Source organism: Actinomadura sp. 1N219, from assembly GCF_044326405.1.
In the GTDB taxonomy this organism is placed as follows: Bacteria; Actinomycetota; Actinomycetes; order Streptosporangiales; family Streptosporangiaceae; genus Spirillospora.
This window is the reverse complement of sequence record NZ_JBIRAY010000004.1, coordinates 475,185-493,305: the sequence shown is the minus strand read 5'-3', so window position 1 is coordinate 493,305 and position 18,121 is coordinate 475,185. Positions and strand designations below refer to the sequence as shown.

The window sequence follows — 18,121 nt, the reverse complement described above, 5'->3', positions numbered from 1 at the left end:
CTGTACCTGCCGATCCATTCGGCAACGGAGTATTCGACCTGGTCACGAGTGCGCTATGTCTGCCAGCGGATCAGTTCGGCATTGACACCACCGTTCAGGGCTTCGGCCAGGCGATGTCATCGGAGTCGGCGACCGAACCGATCGATGCCATGACGCCGACGTCGGCTAGGACTCCAGCGGTAAGTCGTGATCTTCAGCGTCTTCAGTTCTGTTGTCGCTGGTAGTGGCTTGGGCTTGATGGCGATGGACTGCCGGGCGGCCGGACCATCAGGCGTTGGGCTTCGGCATGGGTGAGTGGCATCAACTCGGGTTCGTCGTCCGGCGAGTCTGCTCGGACACCGTCGCAGCGTTGGGGAAGACGTGGGCGAGCGGACCAGGATGGTCCACCGGTACCACGATCTCCAGGTGCGGACCTGGTGTGCTGGTACAGGCCGCACAGGCCATTGCCGGTCTGGATCGAAGGGTGGAAGCGTTCCCCTGCCCTGGCTGCACCTGTGCGTCAACCGGCCACCCCCGTGTCCGCGACCGCGTATCTAGCGCACTTCGATAGCGTAGACGGATAAGATTTCTGCAGCCAGGTCGGTGAGTTAGTGGTCTTCTTAGACGTAGGACACTCACCTGGCTCGTATGACTGTCTCAACCGCGATTGCTCAGAGAGGGAGGAGTTGGTGGCTCATGACTTTCCCCTTGAAGAAACGGGACCGCGTGCTTTCGAGCAGTTGACAGTAGCGCTGGCGTTGAAGGTGCTAGGGCCCGGGGTGGAGGCATTCGGGGCTGGCCCCGACGGCGGGCGTGAGGCAACCTACCGCGGGACCGTGAACTGGTCGGCTGCGATTGCCGGTGCTCCGCGATGGCTTCTATCAGGGCAACGAGCTGCACGATCAGGTGGGAGAGGCCACCGGCGAGGCCCAGGCGATAACCGTGCGACCTTCCGATCTGGGACAAAGCCAGAACTCGCACAACCGTACGGAGGTTCGTGCCGTAAGGCGTGGCGGGTGACTGGCGCCCGTAGGGTTTGCGAGCTGGTCGGTCATAGAAGTCGGCCGCGCGGGCGAGTTCCTGGTTGCCGGTGATGGCCGCGGTTACGTGTAGGACGTCGGAGGCCGCGGCGGCTAGGTCGCCGCGGGCGGTGGGGTCATGGATGTGGCGCATCTGCCAGGTAGCCGTCGCGGCAGCTCTTGCGGCCTGCTGGTAGGCAGCATCTCGCTCCTGACGAGTCAGTTTCGCTCGGCCCAATGAGCGCGGGGCGAAGTGCCTGCCTTCCTCGGGAGCCAACCAGCGGCAGCGGAGTTTGGGAAGAGTGAGGTCGGCGGCGAACTTGCCGCCGGAGAACCAGACGGGCCGGCCCTCGTGGTTGGTATGGCCGGGAAGCGCGACCGCGGAGCCCGTCCTCCTCAACCCCCGCGTTGTCGAAGGGTCGCCCGAAACTGAGGAGTAGTGCGAGGGCTGCTTGAGCTTCTTCGACGCGCGAAGCCCGGTGTCCCGGCCGCAGCGGCTGGACGTTGCCCATGCCAGCTTTGAGGGCGGCCGGTGGCCGCGGTCCGAATACCGCACTCGTCTACTTCACGTTGAATCTGCTGCCAGGTCGAGGGGCTTGGCACGGGTCGTGGGTCGGGTGTGAAGACGCGGAGGGTTGGGGACGGCGAAAGCGACCTTGCCGACGGGCGGGCGGGCGCTCTGGCATCGGGTGAACTGCTCCACGGCGAACAAGCCCTGGCCCGACTTGCCGTTGACGTCCGCGCTCACGATGCGCGGCATGACGCAGACGGAGTCCTGAGCCTCCGCCCACACCATGCCCCGGTCGGTCCGCCGATGCGGAAGATCACCTCGTCGCCCCGCGGACCGGAACATCGGCCTGGAGGCACCGCTGTCAGCGGTTTCGTCCTCGATATGGCGCGGGCCTTCGAGGACTTCGTCACGGTCGCGTTGCGTGACGGGCTCAGGGAGAAGGGCGGGTATTGCGTCCTCCAGGCGTCCCACCACTTGGACGAAGGGTGGCCGAGGTCGGCGTTCTGGGTCAAGCCTTGTTGCCGACGACGTGCGACGCTCCGTAGTTGCGACTACGCGTTCCGGTGAGCGGACCGTGGATTTGGTTCACCTCTGTGTGACTGTTGGACTACGCTTTGCTATCTATGGCCACAGCTCATGGGATTCGTGATGACCTGGTTAGGCATGCCATGGAACGGCAGCATCCAGGTCGGCTCCAACGGACGGGCATGCCGGACGAACCCGAGTACCTCCCAGCGGTGCGGCTGCCGTCCCCCGCGGAGTTGCTCACCGCGGTCCAGGAGTCCTACCTGCACACGGTCGTTAGGGCACAGATCGACTGGGTGCGCGCCGGGCGTGAGGTCGACACGGACGGACGTCCCGCCGATCTCCCAGCCTTCATCGAGACCATGGGCGAGCACTTGACCCCGGGCTTTGCGGTGACTCCGGAGGCGACCGATGGCGCACTGCGGTTCTGGGACGTGATGGTCCGGACGGACGTCCTGCATGTGGACGCGGCCCGGTCGCTGGCGTGGCCTGGGCCAGGAGCACTCGCGCTCAAGGCCTGCGATGCCCAAGCCGCTGTGGACACCTGGCGTGACTTCCTCATCGAGTATCTGGTCGCCTGCAGCGGCAGAGCAGAGGACGACCCGGACCAATGCCTCGGCATCACCTTCATCGTCAGTTTGTACGCCCATGGCGGGCTGGTGTCCCTGGACCGTCTCACGTCGAACCTGGACGCCGGCGCGCCGGCCATCGTCGAACTCCATGTCAACGCGCTCACCCATGCCGGGCTTGTGGAACGGCGCGGGCCGCTGATGGGGGTCACCCCGCTGGGCAAGTTCATCTGCCACAACCTCCTGCAAAAGGCGACGGGGATGACGATCCCCGTCCTCGGCTGCTACGCCGGTGCTGATGCGGTGACCCTTTTGAACGCCCTCGCCGCCTACCGGATGGAGCACATCGGCGACGAGGCGAGCGGCTGGGTCCGCACGCGTTCGGTGGAGACCGGCGTCGTGGAGATCCTCGTGGCGCTGCAGGAGGTCGGCCCCTTCGCACGCCGTGCCGGGCTCGACCTGCTCGCGGGGACGTTCGGCGCGCATCTCGGCCGGGAGGGCCGCCGCGCCCTCGTCTCGCTCGCCGCGGACCCGAAACTCGGGGCGCTGGCGCACGGGCTTCTGTCCCCAGACGAGAAGCAGCAGGTGGACGAGCCGTCCCGCGCCGCCACAATGTGGGCGCTCGTTGATCTCGCCGAGATGAGCGCCGCCGCACGGCCTTTCCCGGACATGCTCCAAGAGTGCGGCTACGTCGGCCAACCTGCGGACAAGATGCCCAAGCTCGTAGACGGTCTTGCCGACACCGGACACCCGTGGGCCGTCCATCTCCTGGACGCGATGATCGCTCACCATCCCGAAGCCGTCGTGGTCGAAGCCGCCCGCGAGGCCCGGCGTCGCCTTCCCGGACCCGAGCACGAACCCGCCTGACCGCACCATTCATTGGTGCGTTTCGTGGGTTGTGGGCCTGTACGCTGGCGCGCCATGTATGAGATCGCCGGGATGGCCGGGTTTTTCAGTGCTCACGGTGTCTGGAGCGTGTCCGATGGGGAGACGCTGATTCCCCTGCTCGGCCATGAGGACGCGGACGGTCGGCAAGGCATGGATCGGCTGGTGCATGACGACCTCGGTGACGCTGCCAAAGCGGGTCAGGCGGCGTTGGAGGCGGGACGGCCTGGCCGGGTACGTGCCGTGCTCGTCGTCGACGCCTATCTTCACCTTGAGGCAGGACGGGTCGATGCGCTGATCGTGAATGCCGTCGAGTACGTTCCGAGCCGGCGGTCTTTGCAGATGGCCATCCCTTACCGTCCGCAGTCGTCGCCGGAAGGCTTCGCTGTGTATCGGCCCAAATTCATCGATGTGATGGGCATGGATGAGCCGGACTATGCGGCATTGGCGGACGCCTTCTTCGCCGGTGTCGATTCCCACGAGCAGGCCGCAGCCACCTGGAACGCACATCTCATCGACAGGTCGCTCTGACGCCCGAGCTGGGGGCGACTGACATTCGTGCAGAAGTGTCGGCTGGACGTGCGGGTCACTCAGGCTAGGACGGCGGCCAGAACTACCTGGATGACTCCTGCGATCGTGGCAATGACCGTGAGTACGGTCATGAGCTTCTGCCTCGTTTCGACGGTGGGCTGCTCAGGCGGGGGCTCGCTGTAATGAGCTTCCGCCTCGTTGTGAGGGCGTGGAGCAGGGGCGCTCACCTGCCGGGGAGGGCGGCGAATACCGAGCAGCCTCAGTAGGGCATCGGTCTTGTACACCGCGTGGGACGGCTCGCGGGTGCAGGCCATGAGGCGTCCACTGGCGGGATGTTTGCAGGGCCAACCTCTGCTCGTCTCTACGCCGCAAAGGGTCGGGACCGCGCACAGTTCGTAGTACGCCCAGCTGAGAATCGGCAAGATCCAGAGTTCCGAGTACCCGGACCGCCAGGCCAGCACCACGAGGAGGGCGACCGCGCCCCACCAGATCAGGACCGTGTTTCGTCGCTTCTCAGCTTGAGTCTGTCTCCGCGCCGCCATGACTCCCTGCCCGCATCGTCGCCGGTCAACGGAGGAGCCTAGGCATGACAGTCCGATTCGTATATGTACTTTGACTCACTTAACGACAGGGGAGTCATGCACAATGAAACGATCTTTGTTGTGCTGCGATTTTGCCGGTTGATGGGGTTGGCCCGAGGGTTTCCGGCTACGCGAGGAGACAACGGGAAGGTCGGACGAACGGGGATGCTCATGGTTCACAGGGGAGGACCAAGCAAGCCGCTCAACTGGGAGATGCCGCTGGGGTTGGTAGTGGCGGGTTTCCTTATCTTTCTGTGGGTGTGGGCGGCCACGCAGGGCGGGCCTCCCTGGTAGTGGGTGGTGCGTCCGCTTAGCGGGTTAGCAGGTTTCGGAGGGTCTTGGTGATTTCGGCCGGAGCCTCTTCGGCCATGTAGTGGCCGTAGGGGACGGTTTCGTGGTGGAGGTTCTTGGTCCAGGCTTGCCAGAGGGACTTGGCGTTGAAGCCTAGGGCGGCGCCCCAGTCTTGTTGGAGGACGGTTACTGGCATGTCCAGTTGGTTGCCTGCGTCGCGGTCGGTCTGGTCGTGTTCGAGGTCTATGCCGGCGGACGCGCGGTAGTCGGCGACGATCGACGGGATCGCGTTGCGGCAGGCGTCCAGGTAGGCGGTGCGGATGTCGGGCGGGATAGCGGACTGGTCGTTCGCCCAAAGGTCGAGGAAGTGGCCGAAGAACGCGTCCGGGGCTGCGGTGATCAGCTGTTCGGGGAGGCCGGGCGGCTGGGCCATCAGGTAAAGGTGGAAGCCTACGGCGGCGGTGACGCCGTGCATCGCGTCCCACATGTCGAGGGTCGGCAGGACGTCTAGGCAGGCGAGGTACGTGATCGTCGAAGGGTGGTCCAGGCCCGCGCGGAAGGCGACCAGGGCGCCCCGGTCGTGGCCGGCTAGGGCGAACCGGTCGTGGCCGAGGGCGTGGGCCAGGGCGACGATGTCGGCGGCCATGGTGCGTTTGGAGTAGCCGTCGGCGGGCTTGTCGCTGGCGCCGTATCCGCGCAGGTCAGGGCAGATCACGGTGTGGTCGGACGCGAGGTCGGCGGCGACGTGGCGCCACATCAGGTGGGTCTGCGGGAAGCCGTGCAGGAGGATGATCGGCGTGCCGGAGCCCGCGATGGCGGTGTTGAGGGAGACCCCGTCGGCGACGGGGACGCGGTGGTAGTCGAAGCCGGGGATGGTCGGCGTGATTTCGTCCATGTCCCCAGGTTGGCGGGTGTGGATGAGCATCCGATGAGCGCGCTATACCGTGGCTGGCGTGGGGGTCGTGTTCGGGGTGCTGGGGCCGGTGACGGCCTGGGACTCCGCCGGCGACGTGATCGCCTTGAAGGGGCCGAAGCATCGGGCTGTGCTCGCGCGGCTCATCGTGGCGCGCGGGCGGGTCGTGCCGGTGGGGCGGCTGGTCGACGATCTTTGGGTTGATCCGCCGGGCGATGGGGTTGGTGCGGTCCGTACTTTTGTGGCGGCTTTGCGGCGGGCGGTGGAGCCTGAACGTCCGCCGCGGGCGCCGTCCCGGGTGCTGGTCACCGAGGGGCCGGGGTATGCGCTGCGGGCGGGGTCGGATGAGGTCGATGCTTGGCGGTTCGAGGAGGTCGTGGGCGCGTCGCGTCCGGCCGGGGAGCTGGTCGCGAGTCTGGACGAGGCGTTGGGGTGGTGGCGTGGCCCCGCCTACGCCGAGTTCGCGGACGAGGGGTGGGCGCGTGCGGAGCGATCCCGTCTCGCGGAACTGCGGTTGCGGGCCGTCGAGCGGAGGGCCGAGGCGAAGCTGGTTCTGGGACGGCCGGCCGAGGCGGTGCCGGACCTCGACGCCCACGTCACCGAGCATCCCTGGCGTGAGGACGGCTGGCGGCTGCTGGCTCTAGCCCTGTACCGCACCGGCCGACAGCGGGACGCGCTCGCGGTGCTGCGGCGGGCTCGGGCGTTGCTGGCCGAGCAGCTCGGGCTCGATCCCAGCCCTGCGTTGCGCCGGTTGGAGGAGGACATCCTCCGCCAGGCCGATCAGGCGGAGCCCGGTCAGGACGCGACGGCACGTGTGTGGGCGGAGGCGACCGCAGCCTACGACCGGGCGGTGGCGTCCGGGGCGCGGGCGCGGCTGGAGTCGACCGTGGGCATTCTGCGCAACCTCGCCGTGACGGGCGGCGGCGGGCTGGAGGCGGCGCGGGAGCAGCGGACTGCGGCGATCGCGGCGGCCGAAGAGCTGGGCGATGCCGAGCTGACCGCGCGGGTGATCGGCGCGTACGACGTCCCAGCGATCTGGACGCGGTCGGACGATCCGCGCCAAGCCGCCGAGGTCGTGGCTGCGGCCGAGCGCACCCTCGGTGTCCTTCCCGCCGGAAACGACGTGTTACGAGCGCGGCTGCTGGCCACGGTTGCGCTGGAGTCGCGCGGCGACCGTTCGGGGCGCGGGCGCGAGGCGGCACTGGAGGCGGAGCGGATCGCCCGTGGGCTGGACGATCCCGGACTGCTGGCGTTCGTCCTCAACGGCGTCTACATGCAGACATTCCAGCGGGCGGGCCTGGCGCCGGAGCGGGACGAGATCGGGGCCGAGCTGGTCGGTTTGTCTGGACGGCACGGGTTGGTCACGTTCGAGGTGCTCGGGCATCTCATCCGCGTCCAGGCGCGGAGCGCGCTCGGCGACTTCCCCGGAGCCGACCTGCACGCGCTGGCCGCCGATGAGCTGGCCGCACGTCACGAGTTGCCGCTGGTCAGCGTCTTCACCCAGTGGTACCGGGCGTTGCGGCTGGCCGCGTCCAGCGAGACTGCCGAGGCGGCGTCCGCCTACCGCAACGCCATCGCACAGCTGGACGGCACCGGAATGCCCGGCCTTGAGACCGGATTGCCAGCGCTCGCTCAGCTATGCCTGCGCGTACAGCAGGGGCTCCCAGCCCAAACCGACGAACACACCGATTGGGGACCTTACGAACCGTGGGCCCGCCCCTTGGTGTCCCTAGCCCGCGGGCGGACGTCTGAAGCGGCGGCGGCCCTTCGGGAGACACCAGAGCCGCCGCGCGATCTGCTCTTCGAGGCCATGTGGTGCCTGACCGCCCGAGCCGCCATAACCGTGGACGACCGCGAGCTGATGAGACGCGCACACAGCGAACTGACCCCCGCTGCAGCAGAATTGGCAGGAGCAGGCAGCGGCCTGATAACCCTGGGCCCCGTCTCGCAGTACCTCCACGACCTCAACGTCGCACTCGACCAGCCCTGAACAAGCAACAGCACACCCGACCCGCAACCCGCGCAACCCAGCTGGAACTTCCGGCGGCGAGAGACTGGATCACCGTGTAGCGGCTCAGGCCCCGGCGAGCCGATACGTCCCGGCCTTGGGAGCTGGCGAAATCTGAAGACAGCGGAACGCGGCTGGATTCCGTCCTCGCCTCGCTCATCAGGGCGTGCCGAGCGGTCGCCAGGCTTCTGGAGCCGTTCCTGCCCGACGCCGCCGCCCGCATCACCGCCCCAGGTCACGCCCAACAGCTCCGACGGTGGGCGGCTTCCGCACGCGCCGCCGGTGTTCGAGCGGCTCGGGTGACGGTGGGTGTACCTGGGGCGGACGTTGTTTTTCTCCGGTTGCGAGCCAGGACCTCACGGACGAGGAGGCGAGGACGCGAGGGACCGGCCGGACGACCGTGAACCCTAGGGGCGTGCACTGAGGGTCGGTCAGGGTCATCCGGCGGAGTGCGGCGAGCGAACTTCCTTCAGAGCCGCAGGTCGGAGCCATGAGCACACCCGCCCACTATGGAACGAATCGTTCCGTTCTGCTAGAATGAAGGTTGTGCAAAGGATCCGGGCTACGGGTCTACCGGGGGATTACTCCACCGTGAATGGGGGTTTTCCCCTATGGCGATGAGTTTGCCGTACCGGCAGAGTCATATTCAGCAGCAGGGGGACGAGGCCCCCTCCGCAGGAAGAAGGCACACGATGTCGAACACGCCGACCCTCACCTCGCTGAGCACCGCCGACCTGGCCGAGATCCTGTTCAGCTGCAGGCTGCAGGAATCCGACCACCCCTCCGCCGAGCAGGTCCGCAAGGCCATCGACGACCGCTTCGGCGCCTGCGGCGGCGACCGCAACGCCTGCGTCGCCGTCGTCGCCCAGGAGGCCGGCGACCACCCCGAGACCTACATCACGCGGATGCGCTGGGCCCTGTCCACCGTGTCCGAGGCGTTCCGCGATCTCACCGCGGCCGCCTGAACCCCCATCGCCCCCGACAAAGGAGAACATCTGATGCGTTCACCGTTCACCGACCGGCGCGAGGACATCGTTCCGCGCACGCTCCGCGACCTGCTCGCCGCCGAGGCGTCCCAGGGCACGAATGAAAGGCGCACCCGCCGACAACGAAAGACCTTGACGATCCGGCGCGTCACATAGCCGCCCCCTCCCCGGGACGCCCCACCGCGCGCGCGAACGCAAACTGGTCGCTAACGCGCGCAACCAGCGATGAGGCGCGTTCGTTGGACGAACGTGGCATTGATCGCCTTCATGACCATCCCCGGCCTTGTGATCGCACTGGTCGGCTTCGCCGTCCTCGACCGTGCCGGCCTGTGGGCGAACCGCAGGTTCCGGCTGCCTTGGCGGCGGGACGAGACGGGCCGTCCGATATCGGCGGTCGCGGTCGGTGAACTGGACGCGTTCTTCCATGGCACGCACCGCCACCAGCAAGAGCAGCGCCGCACCTCGCTGATCCTGCGGGACGAGAAGAACGACGGCGCGCCCGCGCGCGCTCGCCTCGATCTCGACGCCGGGACCGCCACCGTGCGCCTCCAGGGCGACTCCACATGACGACCAAAGCGACTCCACATGACGACCAGGGCGACTCCACTTGACGGCCATGCGTACTGGGTGTGACCGCCTATGCTTGCGGCCGTGACCGAAATGCCGACGGAGGAGCACGACGACCCCGGCCGTGGGCGCGAATACCGCATCGGCGAACTCGCGGAAGCCGCCGACATCCCGGTCCGGACGCTGCGCTACTACCAGGAGCGCAAGCTGCTGCCGCCACCCCGCCGCGCCGGACGGATCGGCCTCTACTCCGAAGACCATCTGGCCCGCCTCCGCATGATCGCGAATCTGCTTGAGCGCGGCCACACCCTTGAAGGCATCCGGGAACTGCTGGCGGCGTGGGAGCAGGGCCAGGACATCCGGACCGTCCTCGGTGTCGAGAACGCGGTCACCACGCCGTGGTCGAACGAGGTTCCGGTGACCATGACGCTGGACGAGCTGACGACGCTGTTCGGCCCGGAGTCCTTGGAGCGTGCCATCGCCCACGGCCACATCGAGGTGGACGGCGACCGCGTGACCCACTGGAGCCGCCGCCAGCTGGACGCGACCGTCACGCTCGTCCGCGCCGGGCTGCCGTTGGAGGACGTGCTGTCGGCCGGCCGGGAGCTCCAGCGCAGCATGGACGACCTGGCCGCGATGTTCGTCCGCCTGATCGCCGCGCACGCCGTCGGACGCATCGACAACCAGGGCCAGAACGGCCTCGGGGAACTCACCGAGGCCCTCGCCCGGCTGCGTCCCGCCGCCCAGGTCACCGTCGAGGCGGGCTTCGCCCGCGCCATGGACCGCCAGGTCCGCGCCGCGATCGACCAAGCCCTCAGCCACCTCGCGAGCTGAGCACCTCCGGCATTCGGACGGGTGATCGGCCGGGATACTGGGGGCATGGTCGACGATGAGCGTTGGAAGGCACGGTTCCGGGCTGCCCGGATCAGTTTCCCCAGGTGGGCGCGTGACGCCCCGGACCACAGCATCTACCGGTCGAACGTCACCGGGACGTGGGAGATCTACACGTGGAACCGGGGCACCGGCGCGCAACGCCAGGTGACCGAACGGCCCAACGGCACCTGGACCGGCACCATCGATCCGTCCGGCGAATGGGTGTGGTGGTTCGCGGACACGGACGGCGACGAGTTCGGCATATGGAAACGCGTCCCGTTCAACGCGGGCGAGGGCGCGGAGAGCGTTCCGGCCGTTCCCGGGTTGGAGCCGTCGTATCCGTCTGGGCTGTCCCTAGGCCGCAGTGGTCTCGCCGTCATCGGACGGACGACCGACGCAGGGAACACCATCCATTTGTGCCGTCCTGACGCGTCGCCAGAGGTGCTCTACCACCACGCGGAGGACGCGCACATCGCCGGCCTGTCCCGTGACGAGTCCCTGATGGCGATCGGGCATAGCGAGCACGGAGACAGCCGCCATATGGCGTTGCGCGTGCTGCGTCCTGACGGTTCCACGGTCGCCGACCTGTGGGACGGGCCGGGCAAGGGCGTCTACGGGGCCGGATTCGCCCCGGTCGACGGTGATTCACGGCTTCTCGTCAACCATGAGCGGCGCGGCCGCGACGAGATCCTGATCTGGGACCCGGCCGCCGGGACCGAACGCGAGATCGTCCTCGACCTGCCCGGCGAGATCGGCGCCGGCTGGTACCCGGACGGCACGGCCCTGCTGATCGCCCACTCGTACGAGGCGCGCGACGAGCTGTACCGGTACGACCTCGCCGCCGCCGGCGGGTCGCTGACCAGGATCGACACGCCGCGCGGGGTGATCGGCGGCGCGGACGTCCGGCCGGACGGGTCGGTCGAGTTCTCCTGGTCGTCCGCCGCCGACCCGCCGGTGATCAGGTCGACCTCCGGAGCGGTGGTGCTGACGCCGCCTGGGGCGGTCGCGCCGCCGTCCGTCCCGGTCGAGGACGTGTGGGTGGACGGTCCCGCAGGCCGCATCCACGCGCTGGTCAGCAAACCGGACGGCGACCGCCCCTATCCGACCGTGTTCGACGTCCACGGCGGGCCAACGGCGCAGGACGACGACTCGTTCGTCGCGTCCGCCGCCGCCTGGGTGGATCACGGGTTCGCCGTCGTCCGCGTCAACTACCGGGGCTCGACGGGCTACGGGTCGGAGTGGCGCGACGCCATCGAGGGACGGGTCGGGCTCACCGAACTGGAGGACATCAAGGCCGTCCGCGACTGGACGGTGTCGAGCGGGCTCGCCGACCCGTCGAGGCTCGTCCTGACCGGCGGCTCGTGGGGCGGGTTCCTCACCCTCCTCGGCATCGGCACGCAACCGGACGACTGGAGCGTCGCGGTCGCGGCCGTGCCGGTCGCCGACTACGTCGCCGCGTACGAGGACGAGATGGAGGGTCTGCAGGCGTTCGACCGGTCGCTGTTCGGCGGGTCGCCGGACGAGGTCCCGGACCGGTACCGCGAGTCGTCCCCGATCACCTACGTCTCGCGGGTGAAGGCGCCGGTGCTGATCCTCGCGGGCGAGAACGACCCGCGCTGCCCCATCCGGCAGATCGACAACTACCTCGCCCGGCTCGCCGAGCTGGACCGTCCGCACGAGGTGTACCGCTACGACGCCGGTCACGGGTCGCTCGTCGTCGAGGAGCGGATCACCCAGATGGCCGCCGAGATGGACTTCGCCCGCAAGCATCTCGGTATGTCCTGATCTTCCCGGGGGACGGGCGGACGCCCCGCCCGTCCCCGCCGACCGGCCGTGTTTACAAGATCAAAGGCTCGGGCACTCCTCTGATCGGCCGCTAGTGAGCAATGAGCCGTGCCGGTCACGGCTCGCCCCCCGGCGCTCGTTCGTCGTTGATCGGGGGGATCACATGACACGGCTTCACCACGTCCATGCGCTCGTCAGGCACGCCGCCCGCCATCGAATACCCGCGGCTCACGGGCCCGCGTACCGGCTGATGGCGCTGGCGGCCTGCGCGGCGACGGCGACCACGGTCCTCGCCGCCGCGACGCCGAAGGCGTCCGCCGGCGAACGGGCTCCGCGGGAGCCGCTCGCTGCGGCCAGGCCGGCGCCGCCCTCGCGTCCAGCACCGATCGGCGAGTTCGCGTCGCCCCGCCGTCCCATCGCCGCGACGCGTCCGGGCCTGCCCGCCGCCGAACCCAACGAAGACACCGCTGGACGGCCCGAGGCGCCCGCACCGCGACCGGCCTACGTCCTGGCGCCCGGGGAATCAGCGAAGAAGCACAAGTCCGCGGCGCTGCCGGACAGGCCCGAGTCGGTGCGCCTCCGGCATCATCTGGCCGAGGACGTGCTGCGCGGCAACGGCATCAGGTGGCGCTCGACGGGCCGCTGCTCCGACCGGACGATCACGTCCTGCACGTCGTTCGAGAACGTCCGGTGGGGGACGATCAAGGGCCTGGTCGGCTTCGCGGAGTCGAGCGGCTGCGAGATCACCGTCACCGGCGGCACCGAACGCGGCCACGCGAGCGGCCCCTTCAGCCACTGGAAGGGCTACAAGCTCGACATCGCGCCGAGCGCGTGCGTCGACCGCGCGATCCAGCGCTACCCGTCGGCCGGCGTCCGCGGCGACGGCGCGCGGCTCTACCGCTCACCGGGTGGCACCCTGTTCGCCCGCGAAAAAGACCACTGGGACATCACCTTCCGCTGAACCCGACGATGTCCGTTGGGCGCAGGCTCCGCGATGTCCGTCAGGCGTGGACACCGCGCTGCCGTCAGGCGCGGACCTCGCGGATGATGCCGACCAGTTCCCGGGTCACCGACTTGAAGCCCGGCATCCGCGACATCGCCACCATGCGGTTGACCAGCGGGACCGTCCGCTCCACGAGCAGGTACGTCTTGCGGCAGCCCGGGGAGCTGTCGTGCACCCAGTACAGGACGATGCCCATCGAGTAGATCCACAGCAGCTCCGGCAGCTCCGCCCGGAACTCCTTGTCGATCTTCAGGTCGGAGCCGTCCACGACCTCGCGGTAGATCGCGACCGCCGAGTCGCGGGCCGGGCCGGACTCGGCGCTGAACGGGTTGAGCGGGCTCGTCGGCTCGGCGGCGAACTTGAAGAACTTCCCGGCGAACTCGTGGTACGGGACCATCGTGTCGACCCGGGCCTTCAGCACGCCGAGGAGGCGGGGCGCGAACGCGGTCTCCGCGTCCAGGACGGCGCGGCAGGCGGCGACGTGCTCGTCCTGCAGCTCGTCGTAGTAGGCCTGGATCAGCTCTTCCTTGGACCCGAAGTAGTAGTAGGCGTTGCCGACCGAGACGCCCGCCTCCTTGGCGATCGCGCGCATCGTCGTCGCCTCGTATCCGCGGTCCCTGAACAGCTTCAGCGCAGTCTCGACGATCAGGGACCGTGTCTGCTCGGACTTCACGGCCTTCGTCTCGGTCACGCCTGCCAGCCTACGGCCCCGCCCCGCCGCCGCGGCGTCCGTGCGGCCGTCGGGCCGTCCTGTGCGGCCGCCGGGCCGTCCGTGCTGCCGTCGCAGCGTCCGTGCTGGCGTTGCGGCGTCCCCGCGGCCGCCGCGCCGTCCCCGCGGTGCTCACACCGTGAGTTCGGCGGCGACGAGCTCGGCGATCTGAGCGCTGTTCAGCGCGGAGCCCTTGCGCAGGTTGTCGCCGCAGAGGAACAGGTCGAGCGCCTGCGGGTCGTCGAGCGAGCGCCGGACGCGTCCGGCCCATGTCGGGTCGGTGCCGACGACATCGGACGGCGTCGGGAACTCGCGCGTCTCCGGGCTGTCGCACAGCACCACGCCGGGGGACCTCGCGAGGATCTCCTGGGCCTCGCGCTGGTCGGTCCGCTCCTCGAACACCGCGTGGACGGCCACCGAATGCCCGGTCACCACCGGGACGCGGACGCACGTCGCCGACACCTTCAGCTCCGGCAGCCCGAGGACCTTGCGCGTCTCGTCCCTGACGGACATCTCGTCGGACGTCCAGCCGCCGTCCTCGGGCGTCCCCGACCACGGCACGACGTTCATCGCGAGCGGCGCCGGGAACGGTCCGAAGTCGCCGACCACGCCGCGGATGTCGCCCGCGCGGTGGCCGAGCGCGCGGTCCCCGCCGATCTTCTCCAGCTGCGCGTACAGCGTGTCGATCCCGTGCCGTCCCGCCGTGGACGCCGCCTGGTAGGACGCGACGACCAGCTCCCGCAGCCCGTACCGCTGATGCAGCGCCCCGAGCGCCACGATCATCGACAGCGTCGTGCAGCCGGGACCGGCGACGATGCCGCGCGGACGTTCCCGCACCCGATCCGGATTCACCTCCGGGACGACGAGCGGGACGTTCCGTCTCATCCGGTACGCGCCCGACCCGTCGACGGCCACGGCGCCGCGTCCCACCGCGATCGGGATCCATTCCGCGGCCACCGGCGCCGGGACGGCGAATGTCGCTATGTCGACGCCGTCGAAGACCTCGGGTGCGAGCGCCACGGACTCCGTCACCCGGCCGCGCACCCTCAGCGCGCGCCCGGCGGACCGTTCCGAGCCGACGAGCCGGATCTCCCCGTACACGTCCTGGCGGGTGGACAGCAGGTCGAGCATCACCGTCCCGACCGCCCCGGTCGCGCCGACGACCGCGAGAGTCGGCAGCACGGAAGCCGAGTCCATCGTCGCACTCACATCCTCTGAACTACCGTCGTCCCCGACCGGTTCCCGGAGGATGGTGCCACCGTCCGCCGCACCCGACTGCGTCACGTGACGCGCCGCGCGCAAACGACTCAGCCCGCACACCCGGACGCGCCCGGACGCGGCCAGGGCGCCAGGCCAGCGGCCAGGGCGCCAGGTCAGCGGCCGGACGCCAGGTCAGTGGCCGGGCCCAGGTCAGCAGCCGGACGCCAGGTCAGCGGCCGGTGCCGCCGTAGACGACGGCTTCGACCTGCTCGGCGTCGAGGTCGAAGGCGTGGTGGGCGGCGGCGACGGCGGTGTCGATGTCGTCCTGCGCGACGACGACGGAGATCCGAATCTCCGACGTGGAGATCATCTCGATGTTCACGCCGGCGTCGGCGATCGCGCCGAACAGGGTGGCGGTGACGCCCGGGTGCGAGCGCATCCCGGCGCCGATCAGCGACACCTTGCCGATGCGGTCGTCGTAGCGGAGCGACTCGAACCCGATCCGCTCCTTCAGCTTGTTGAGGGCGGTCAGCGCGCTCTGCCCGTCCGTGGACGGCAGCGTGAACGAGATGTCGGTGCGGCCGGTGGACGCCGCCGACACGTTCTGCACGATCATGTCGATGTTGATCTCGGCCTCGGACAGCACCGTGAAGAGCGCGGCGGCCTCACCGGGCTTGTCGGGCACGCCGACCACGGTGATCTTCGCCTCGCTCCGGTCGTGCGCGACGCCGGAGATGATCGCCTGCTCCATGTCCTGTCCTCCGATCTCGCTGCTGTCGACGACCCATGTGCCCTCCTTCTGGCTGAACGAGGAGCGCACGTGGATCGGGATGTTGTAGCGGCGCGCGTACTCCACGCAGCGCAGATGCAGGATCTTCGCACCGCTCGCCGCCATCTCCAGCATCTCCTCGTAGGAGATCTTCGGGATCTTACGGGCGGCGGGCACGATGCGCGGGTCGGCGGTGAAGACTCCGTCCACGTCGGAGTAGATCTCGCAGACGTCGGCGTCCAGCGCGGCGGCCAGCGCGACCGCGGTGGTGTCGGAGCCGCCGCGGCCGAGGGTCGTGATGTCCTTGGTGCCCTGCGAGACGCCCTGGAACCCGGCCACGATGCAGATCGAGCCCTCGTCCAGCGCGGTGCGGATCCGTCCCGGCGTCACGTCGATGATCTTGGCTTTGCCGTGCGAGCCGTCGGTGATCACGCCGGCCTGGGAGCCGGTGAACGAGCGGGCCTCATGGCCCAGGTTCGCGATGGCCATGGCGAGCAGGGCCATCGAGATGCGCTCGCCGGCGGTGAGCAGCATGTCCAGCTCGCGGCCCGGGGGCAGCGGGCTGACCTGCTTGGCCATATCGATGAGATCATCCGTCGTGTCGCCCATCGCGGACACCACGACGACGACGTCGTTGCCCGCCTTCTTCGTCGCGACGATGCGCTGGGCGACCCGCTTGACGCCGTCGGCGTCGGCGACGGAGGAGCCACCGTACTTCTGCACGACTAGGGCCACGAGTGGCGCTCCTCGGATCGGGGTCAGGCGTACCGGACGACGAGTCTACCCAGCCGAATCCAATGAATTACGACCAGGTAACTATCGCTGCGTGCCTGCCCCGCAGAGTGCTAGGCAAACTGCCGGGCAGGCGCGAGACCGGCCGCCCCCGTCCGTCCTAGGCGACGGTCTCGGCGGTCTCGGCGGGCTCTTGCGCCGGGTCGGCGGGGCGGGCGGCGGTGTGGGCGGCGGCGGCGCGGGCGCGGAGGCCGAACGCGGTGATCACGGCCGCCAGCAGGGCCGCGGCGAACGGGACGGCGAGCGCGGTGCGGAGGGCGTCGAGGCCCGCGTCCGGGGACGTCCCGCCGCCGAGCGCCGCGACCTGGACGGCGGTCACGGTGGACAGGCCGAGCGCGGTGCCGAACTGGATCGCCGTGTAGAAGAGGCCGCCCGCCAGGCCGTGCTCGCTCTCGTCCACACCGTCGGTGGCGGCCATCGTCAGCGGGCCGTAGGCGAGCGCGAACGCCATGCTCAGCAGTGCCATGATCGGGAACATGATCGTGTAGGCCCAGTCGAGCCCGACCGGCACGAACAGCCCGTACGCCACGGCCGCGAGGACGAGGCCGCCGAGCAGGACGCGGAGGTTGCCGAAGCGGTCCACCAGGCGCGGGGTCAGCGTGGGCGCGAGGACGGTGTCGACGCCGAGGACCAGCATGGCGAGGCCGGTCTCCCAGGTCGTCCAGCCGCGGAGTTCTTGCAGGTAGAGCGTCATGAGGAACTGGAATCCGGCGAAGGCGCCGATGAACAGCGCGGCGCTGAGACTCGTCCGGACGAGCGCGGCGGAGCGGAGGATGCCGAGCCGCAGGAGCGGGCTCGCGGCCCGCCGCTCGATCGCGACGAACGCGGCGAGCAGCACCAGCCCGCCGGCGAAGGCGCAGGCTGTGAGCGCGGCGCCGTGGGACGGCCGCTCCAGCCGGACGACCCCGTACGCGAGCAGCAGCATCGCACCCGTGACGCTGAACGCCCCCACGAGATCGAACCCGCCGCGCGGGCGTCCGGCCCCGGCCTCGGGGGCGTCCGGCTCCTTGATCAGCGGGACGGCCGCGATCAGGATCAGCGCCGCCATGATGACCGGGGCGAAGAACACCCAGCGCCAGCCGATCGAGGTCAGCAGCCCGCCGGCGACGAGGCCGAGCGTGAAGCCGCCCGCAGCCGTCCCCGCGTAGACGCCGAGGGCCTTCGTGCGCGCGGGCCCGGCCGGGAACGTGGCGGTGACCAGCGCGAGCCCCGCCGGCATCATGAACGCCGACGCGACGCCGGTGACGAAGCGGGCGAGCAGCAGCATCCAGCCCTCGGTGGCGAGCCCGCCGAGCCCGGAGAACGCCAGGAAGACCACCAGCCAGAAGAGGAAGACGCGGCGGCGTCCCAGCAGGTCGGCGGCCCGCCCGCCGAGCAGCATGAACCCGCCGTAGCCGAGGACGTAGGCGCTGATGACGCCGCTGAGCATCCCGGTCGACAGCCCAAGGTCCGCCCGGATCGACGGGAGCGCGACGTTCAGCATCGCGACGTCGATTCCCTCCAGGAAGACCGCCCCGCACAGGACGAGCAGGGACGCCCAGGCGCGTCCGTCCATGCGGGCCGCGGGTGTTGACATGAGCAGGCTCCTCTCTCGGCGAGATACCGGTTCCCGAACGGGATGCCGG

14 protein-coding genes are annotated in these 18,121 nt (G+C 69.5%); 9 read left to right on the top strand and 5 right to left on the bottom strand.

What is annotated here, in order from left to right; genetic code table 11:
* Window positions 1-2,216 precede the first annotated feature (2,216 nt).
* Entirely contained in the window at window positions 2,217-3,470 is a 1,254-nt protein-coding gene (locus ACH35V_RS17110; protein WP_395973355.1) for a hypothetical protein, read from the top strand.
* Window positions 3,471-3,524: 54 nt separating this feature from the next.
* Window positions 3,525-4,019 (top strand): hypothetical protein, encoded by a 495-nt coding sequence (locus ACH35V_RS17105; protein ID WP_395973353.1) that lies wholly within the window; start codon window positions 3,525-3,527, stop codon window positions 4,017-4,019.
* Between the two features lie 891 nt (window positions 4,020-4,910).
* On the opposite strand, the gene ACH35V_RS17100 is transcribed toward ACH35V_RS17105, so the two are convergent.
* A complete protein-coding gene (locus ACH35V_RS17100; RefSeq protein ID WP_395973443.1) occupies window positions 4,911-5,777 on the bottom strand; it encodes an alpha/beta hydrolase in 867 nt (288 codons plus the stop codon).
* Between the two features lie 67 nt (window positions 5,778-5,844).
* Between ACH35V_RS17100 and ACH35V_RS17095 the strand changes: the two genes are divergently transcribed.
* The 7 genes from ACH35V_RS17095 (at window position 5,845) to ACH35V_RS17065 (ending at window position 12,984) form a co-directional block, all read left to right on the top strand.
* Complete coding sequence (locus ACH35V_RS17095) at window positions 5,845-7,794, top strand: BTAD domain-containing putative transcriptional regulator (RefSeq protein WP_395973351.1); 1,950 nt, start codon at window positions 5,845-5,847, stop codon at window positions 7,792-7,794.
* Between the two features lie 710 nt (window positions 7,795-8,504).
* Entirely contained in the window at window positions 8,505-8,777 is a 273-nt protein-coding gene (locus tag ACH35V_RS17090; RefSeq protein WP_395973349.1) for a hypothetical protein, read from the top strand.
* Window positions 8,778-8,810: 33 nt separating this feature from the next.
* Window positions 8,811-8,954 carry a hypothetical protein gene (locus ACH35V_RS17085; protein ID WP_395973348.1) on the top strand — a complete coding sequence of 48 codons (144 nt, stop codon included), beginning with the start codon at window positions 8,811-8,813 and terminating at the stop codon, window positions 8,952-8,954.
* Window positions 8,955-9,047: 93 nt separating this feature from the next.
* Window positions 9,048-9,365: a DUF6191 domain-containing protein gene (locus ACH35V_RS17080; protein WP_395973347.1), complete on the top strand. Its 318-nt coding sequence runs from the start codon at window positions 9,048-9,050 to the stop codon at window positions 9,363-9,365.
* A 93-nt stretch (window positions 9,366-9,458) separates the two neighbouring features.
* Complete coding sequence (locus ACH35V_RS17075; RefSeq protein WP_395973441.1) at window positions 9,459-10,199, top strand: MerR family transcriptional regulator; 741 nt, start codon at window positions 9,459-9,461, stop codon at window positions 10,197-10,199.
* A gap of 45 nt (window positions 10,200-10,244) precedes the next feature.
* Window positions 10,245-12,023, top strand: coding sequence for a prolyl oligopeptidase family serine peptidase (locus ACH35V_RS17070; RefSeq protein ID WP_395973346.1), 1,779 nt, complete (start codon window positions 10,245-10,247; stop codon window positions 12,021-12,023).
* A 163-nt stretch (window positions 12,024-12,186) separates the two neighbouring features.
* Window positions 12,187-12,984 (top strand): hypothetical protein, encoded by a 798-nt coding sequence (locus ACH35V_RS17065; protein ID WP_395973344.1) that lies wholly within the window; start codon window positions 12,187-12,189, stop codon window positions 12,982-12,984.
* Window positions 12,985-13,048: 64 nt separating this feature from the next.
* Here ACH35V_RS17065 and ACH35V_RS17060 read toward each other — a convergent pair whose 3' ends face one another.
* The 4 genes from ACH35V_RS17060 to ACH35V_RS17045 form a co-directional block, all read right to left on the bottom strand.
* Window positions 13,049-13,717 carry a TetR/AcrR family transcriptional regulator gene (locus ACH35V_RS17060; RefSeq protein ID WP_395973342.1) on the bottom strand — a complete coding sequence of 223 codons (669 nt, stop codon included), beginning with the start codon at window positions 13,715-13,717 and terminating at the stop codon, window positions 13,049-13,051.
* Between the two features lie 150 nt (window positions 13,718-13,867).
* A complete protein-coding gene (locus ACH35V_RS17055; protein WP_395973340.1) occupies window positions 13,868-14,932 on the bottom strand; it encodes an aspartate-semialdehyde dehydrogenase in 1,065 nt (354 codons plus the stop codon).
* Window positions 14,933-15,164: 232 nt separating this feature from the next.
* The gene (locus ACH35V_RS17050) at window positions 15,165-16,439 is read right to left on the bottom strand and encodes an aspartate kinase (RefSeq protein WP_395973338.1); all 1,275 of its coding nucleotides are present in this window, start codon (window positions 16,437-16,439) and stop codon (window positions 15,165-15,167) included.
* 157 nt (window positions 16,440-16,596) lie between these two features.
* Entirely contained in the window at window positions 16,597-18,072 is a 1,476-nt protein-coding gene (locus ACH35V_RS17045) for an MFS transporter (protein WP_395973336.1), read from the bottom strand.
* Window positions 18,073-18,121 lie beyond the last annotated feature (49 nt).

Coding starts and splice junctions, on each gene's coding strand:
- ACH35V_RS17090 (WP_395973349.1), top strand. CDS start 8,505: ATGTCGAACACGCCGACCCTCACCTCGCTGAGCACCGCCGACCTGGCC.
- ACH35V_RS17075 (WP_395973441.1), top strand. CDS start 9,459: ATGCCGACGGAGGAGCACGACGACCCCGGCCGTGGGCGCGAATACCGC.
- ACH35V_RS17045 (WP_395973336.1), bottom strand. CDS start 18,072: ATGTCAACACCCGCGGCCCGCATGGACGGACGCGCCTGGGCGTCCCTG.
- ACH35V_RS17105 (WP_395973353.1), top strand. CDS start 3,525: ATGTATGAGATCGCCGGGATGGCCGGGTTTTTCAGTGCTCACGGTGTC.
- ACH35V_RS17070 (WP_395973346.1), top strand. CDS start 10,245: ATGGTCGACGATGAGCGTTGGAAGGCACGGTTCCGGGCTGCCCGGATC.
- ACH35V_RS17065 (WP_395973344.1), top strand. CDS start 12,187: ATGACACGGCTTCACCACGTCCATGCGCTCGTCAGGCACGCCGCCCGC.
- ACH35V_RS17110 (WP_395973355.1), top strand. CDS start 2,217: ATGCCGGACGAACCCGAGTACCTCCCAGCGGTGCGGCTGCCGTCCCCC.
- ACH35V_RS17085 (WP_395973348.1), top strand. CDS start 8,811: ATGCGTTCACCGTTCACCGACCGGCGCGAGGACATCGTTCCGCGCACG.
- ACH35V_RS17055 (WP_395973340.1), bottom strand. CDS start 14,932: ATGGACTCGGCTTCCGTGCTGCCGACTCTCGCGGTCGTCGGCGCGACC.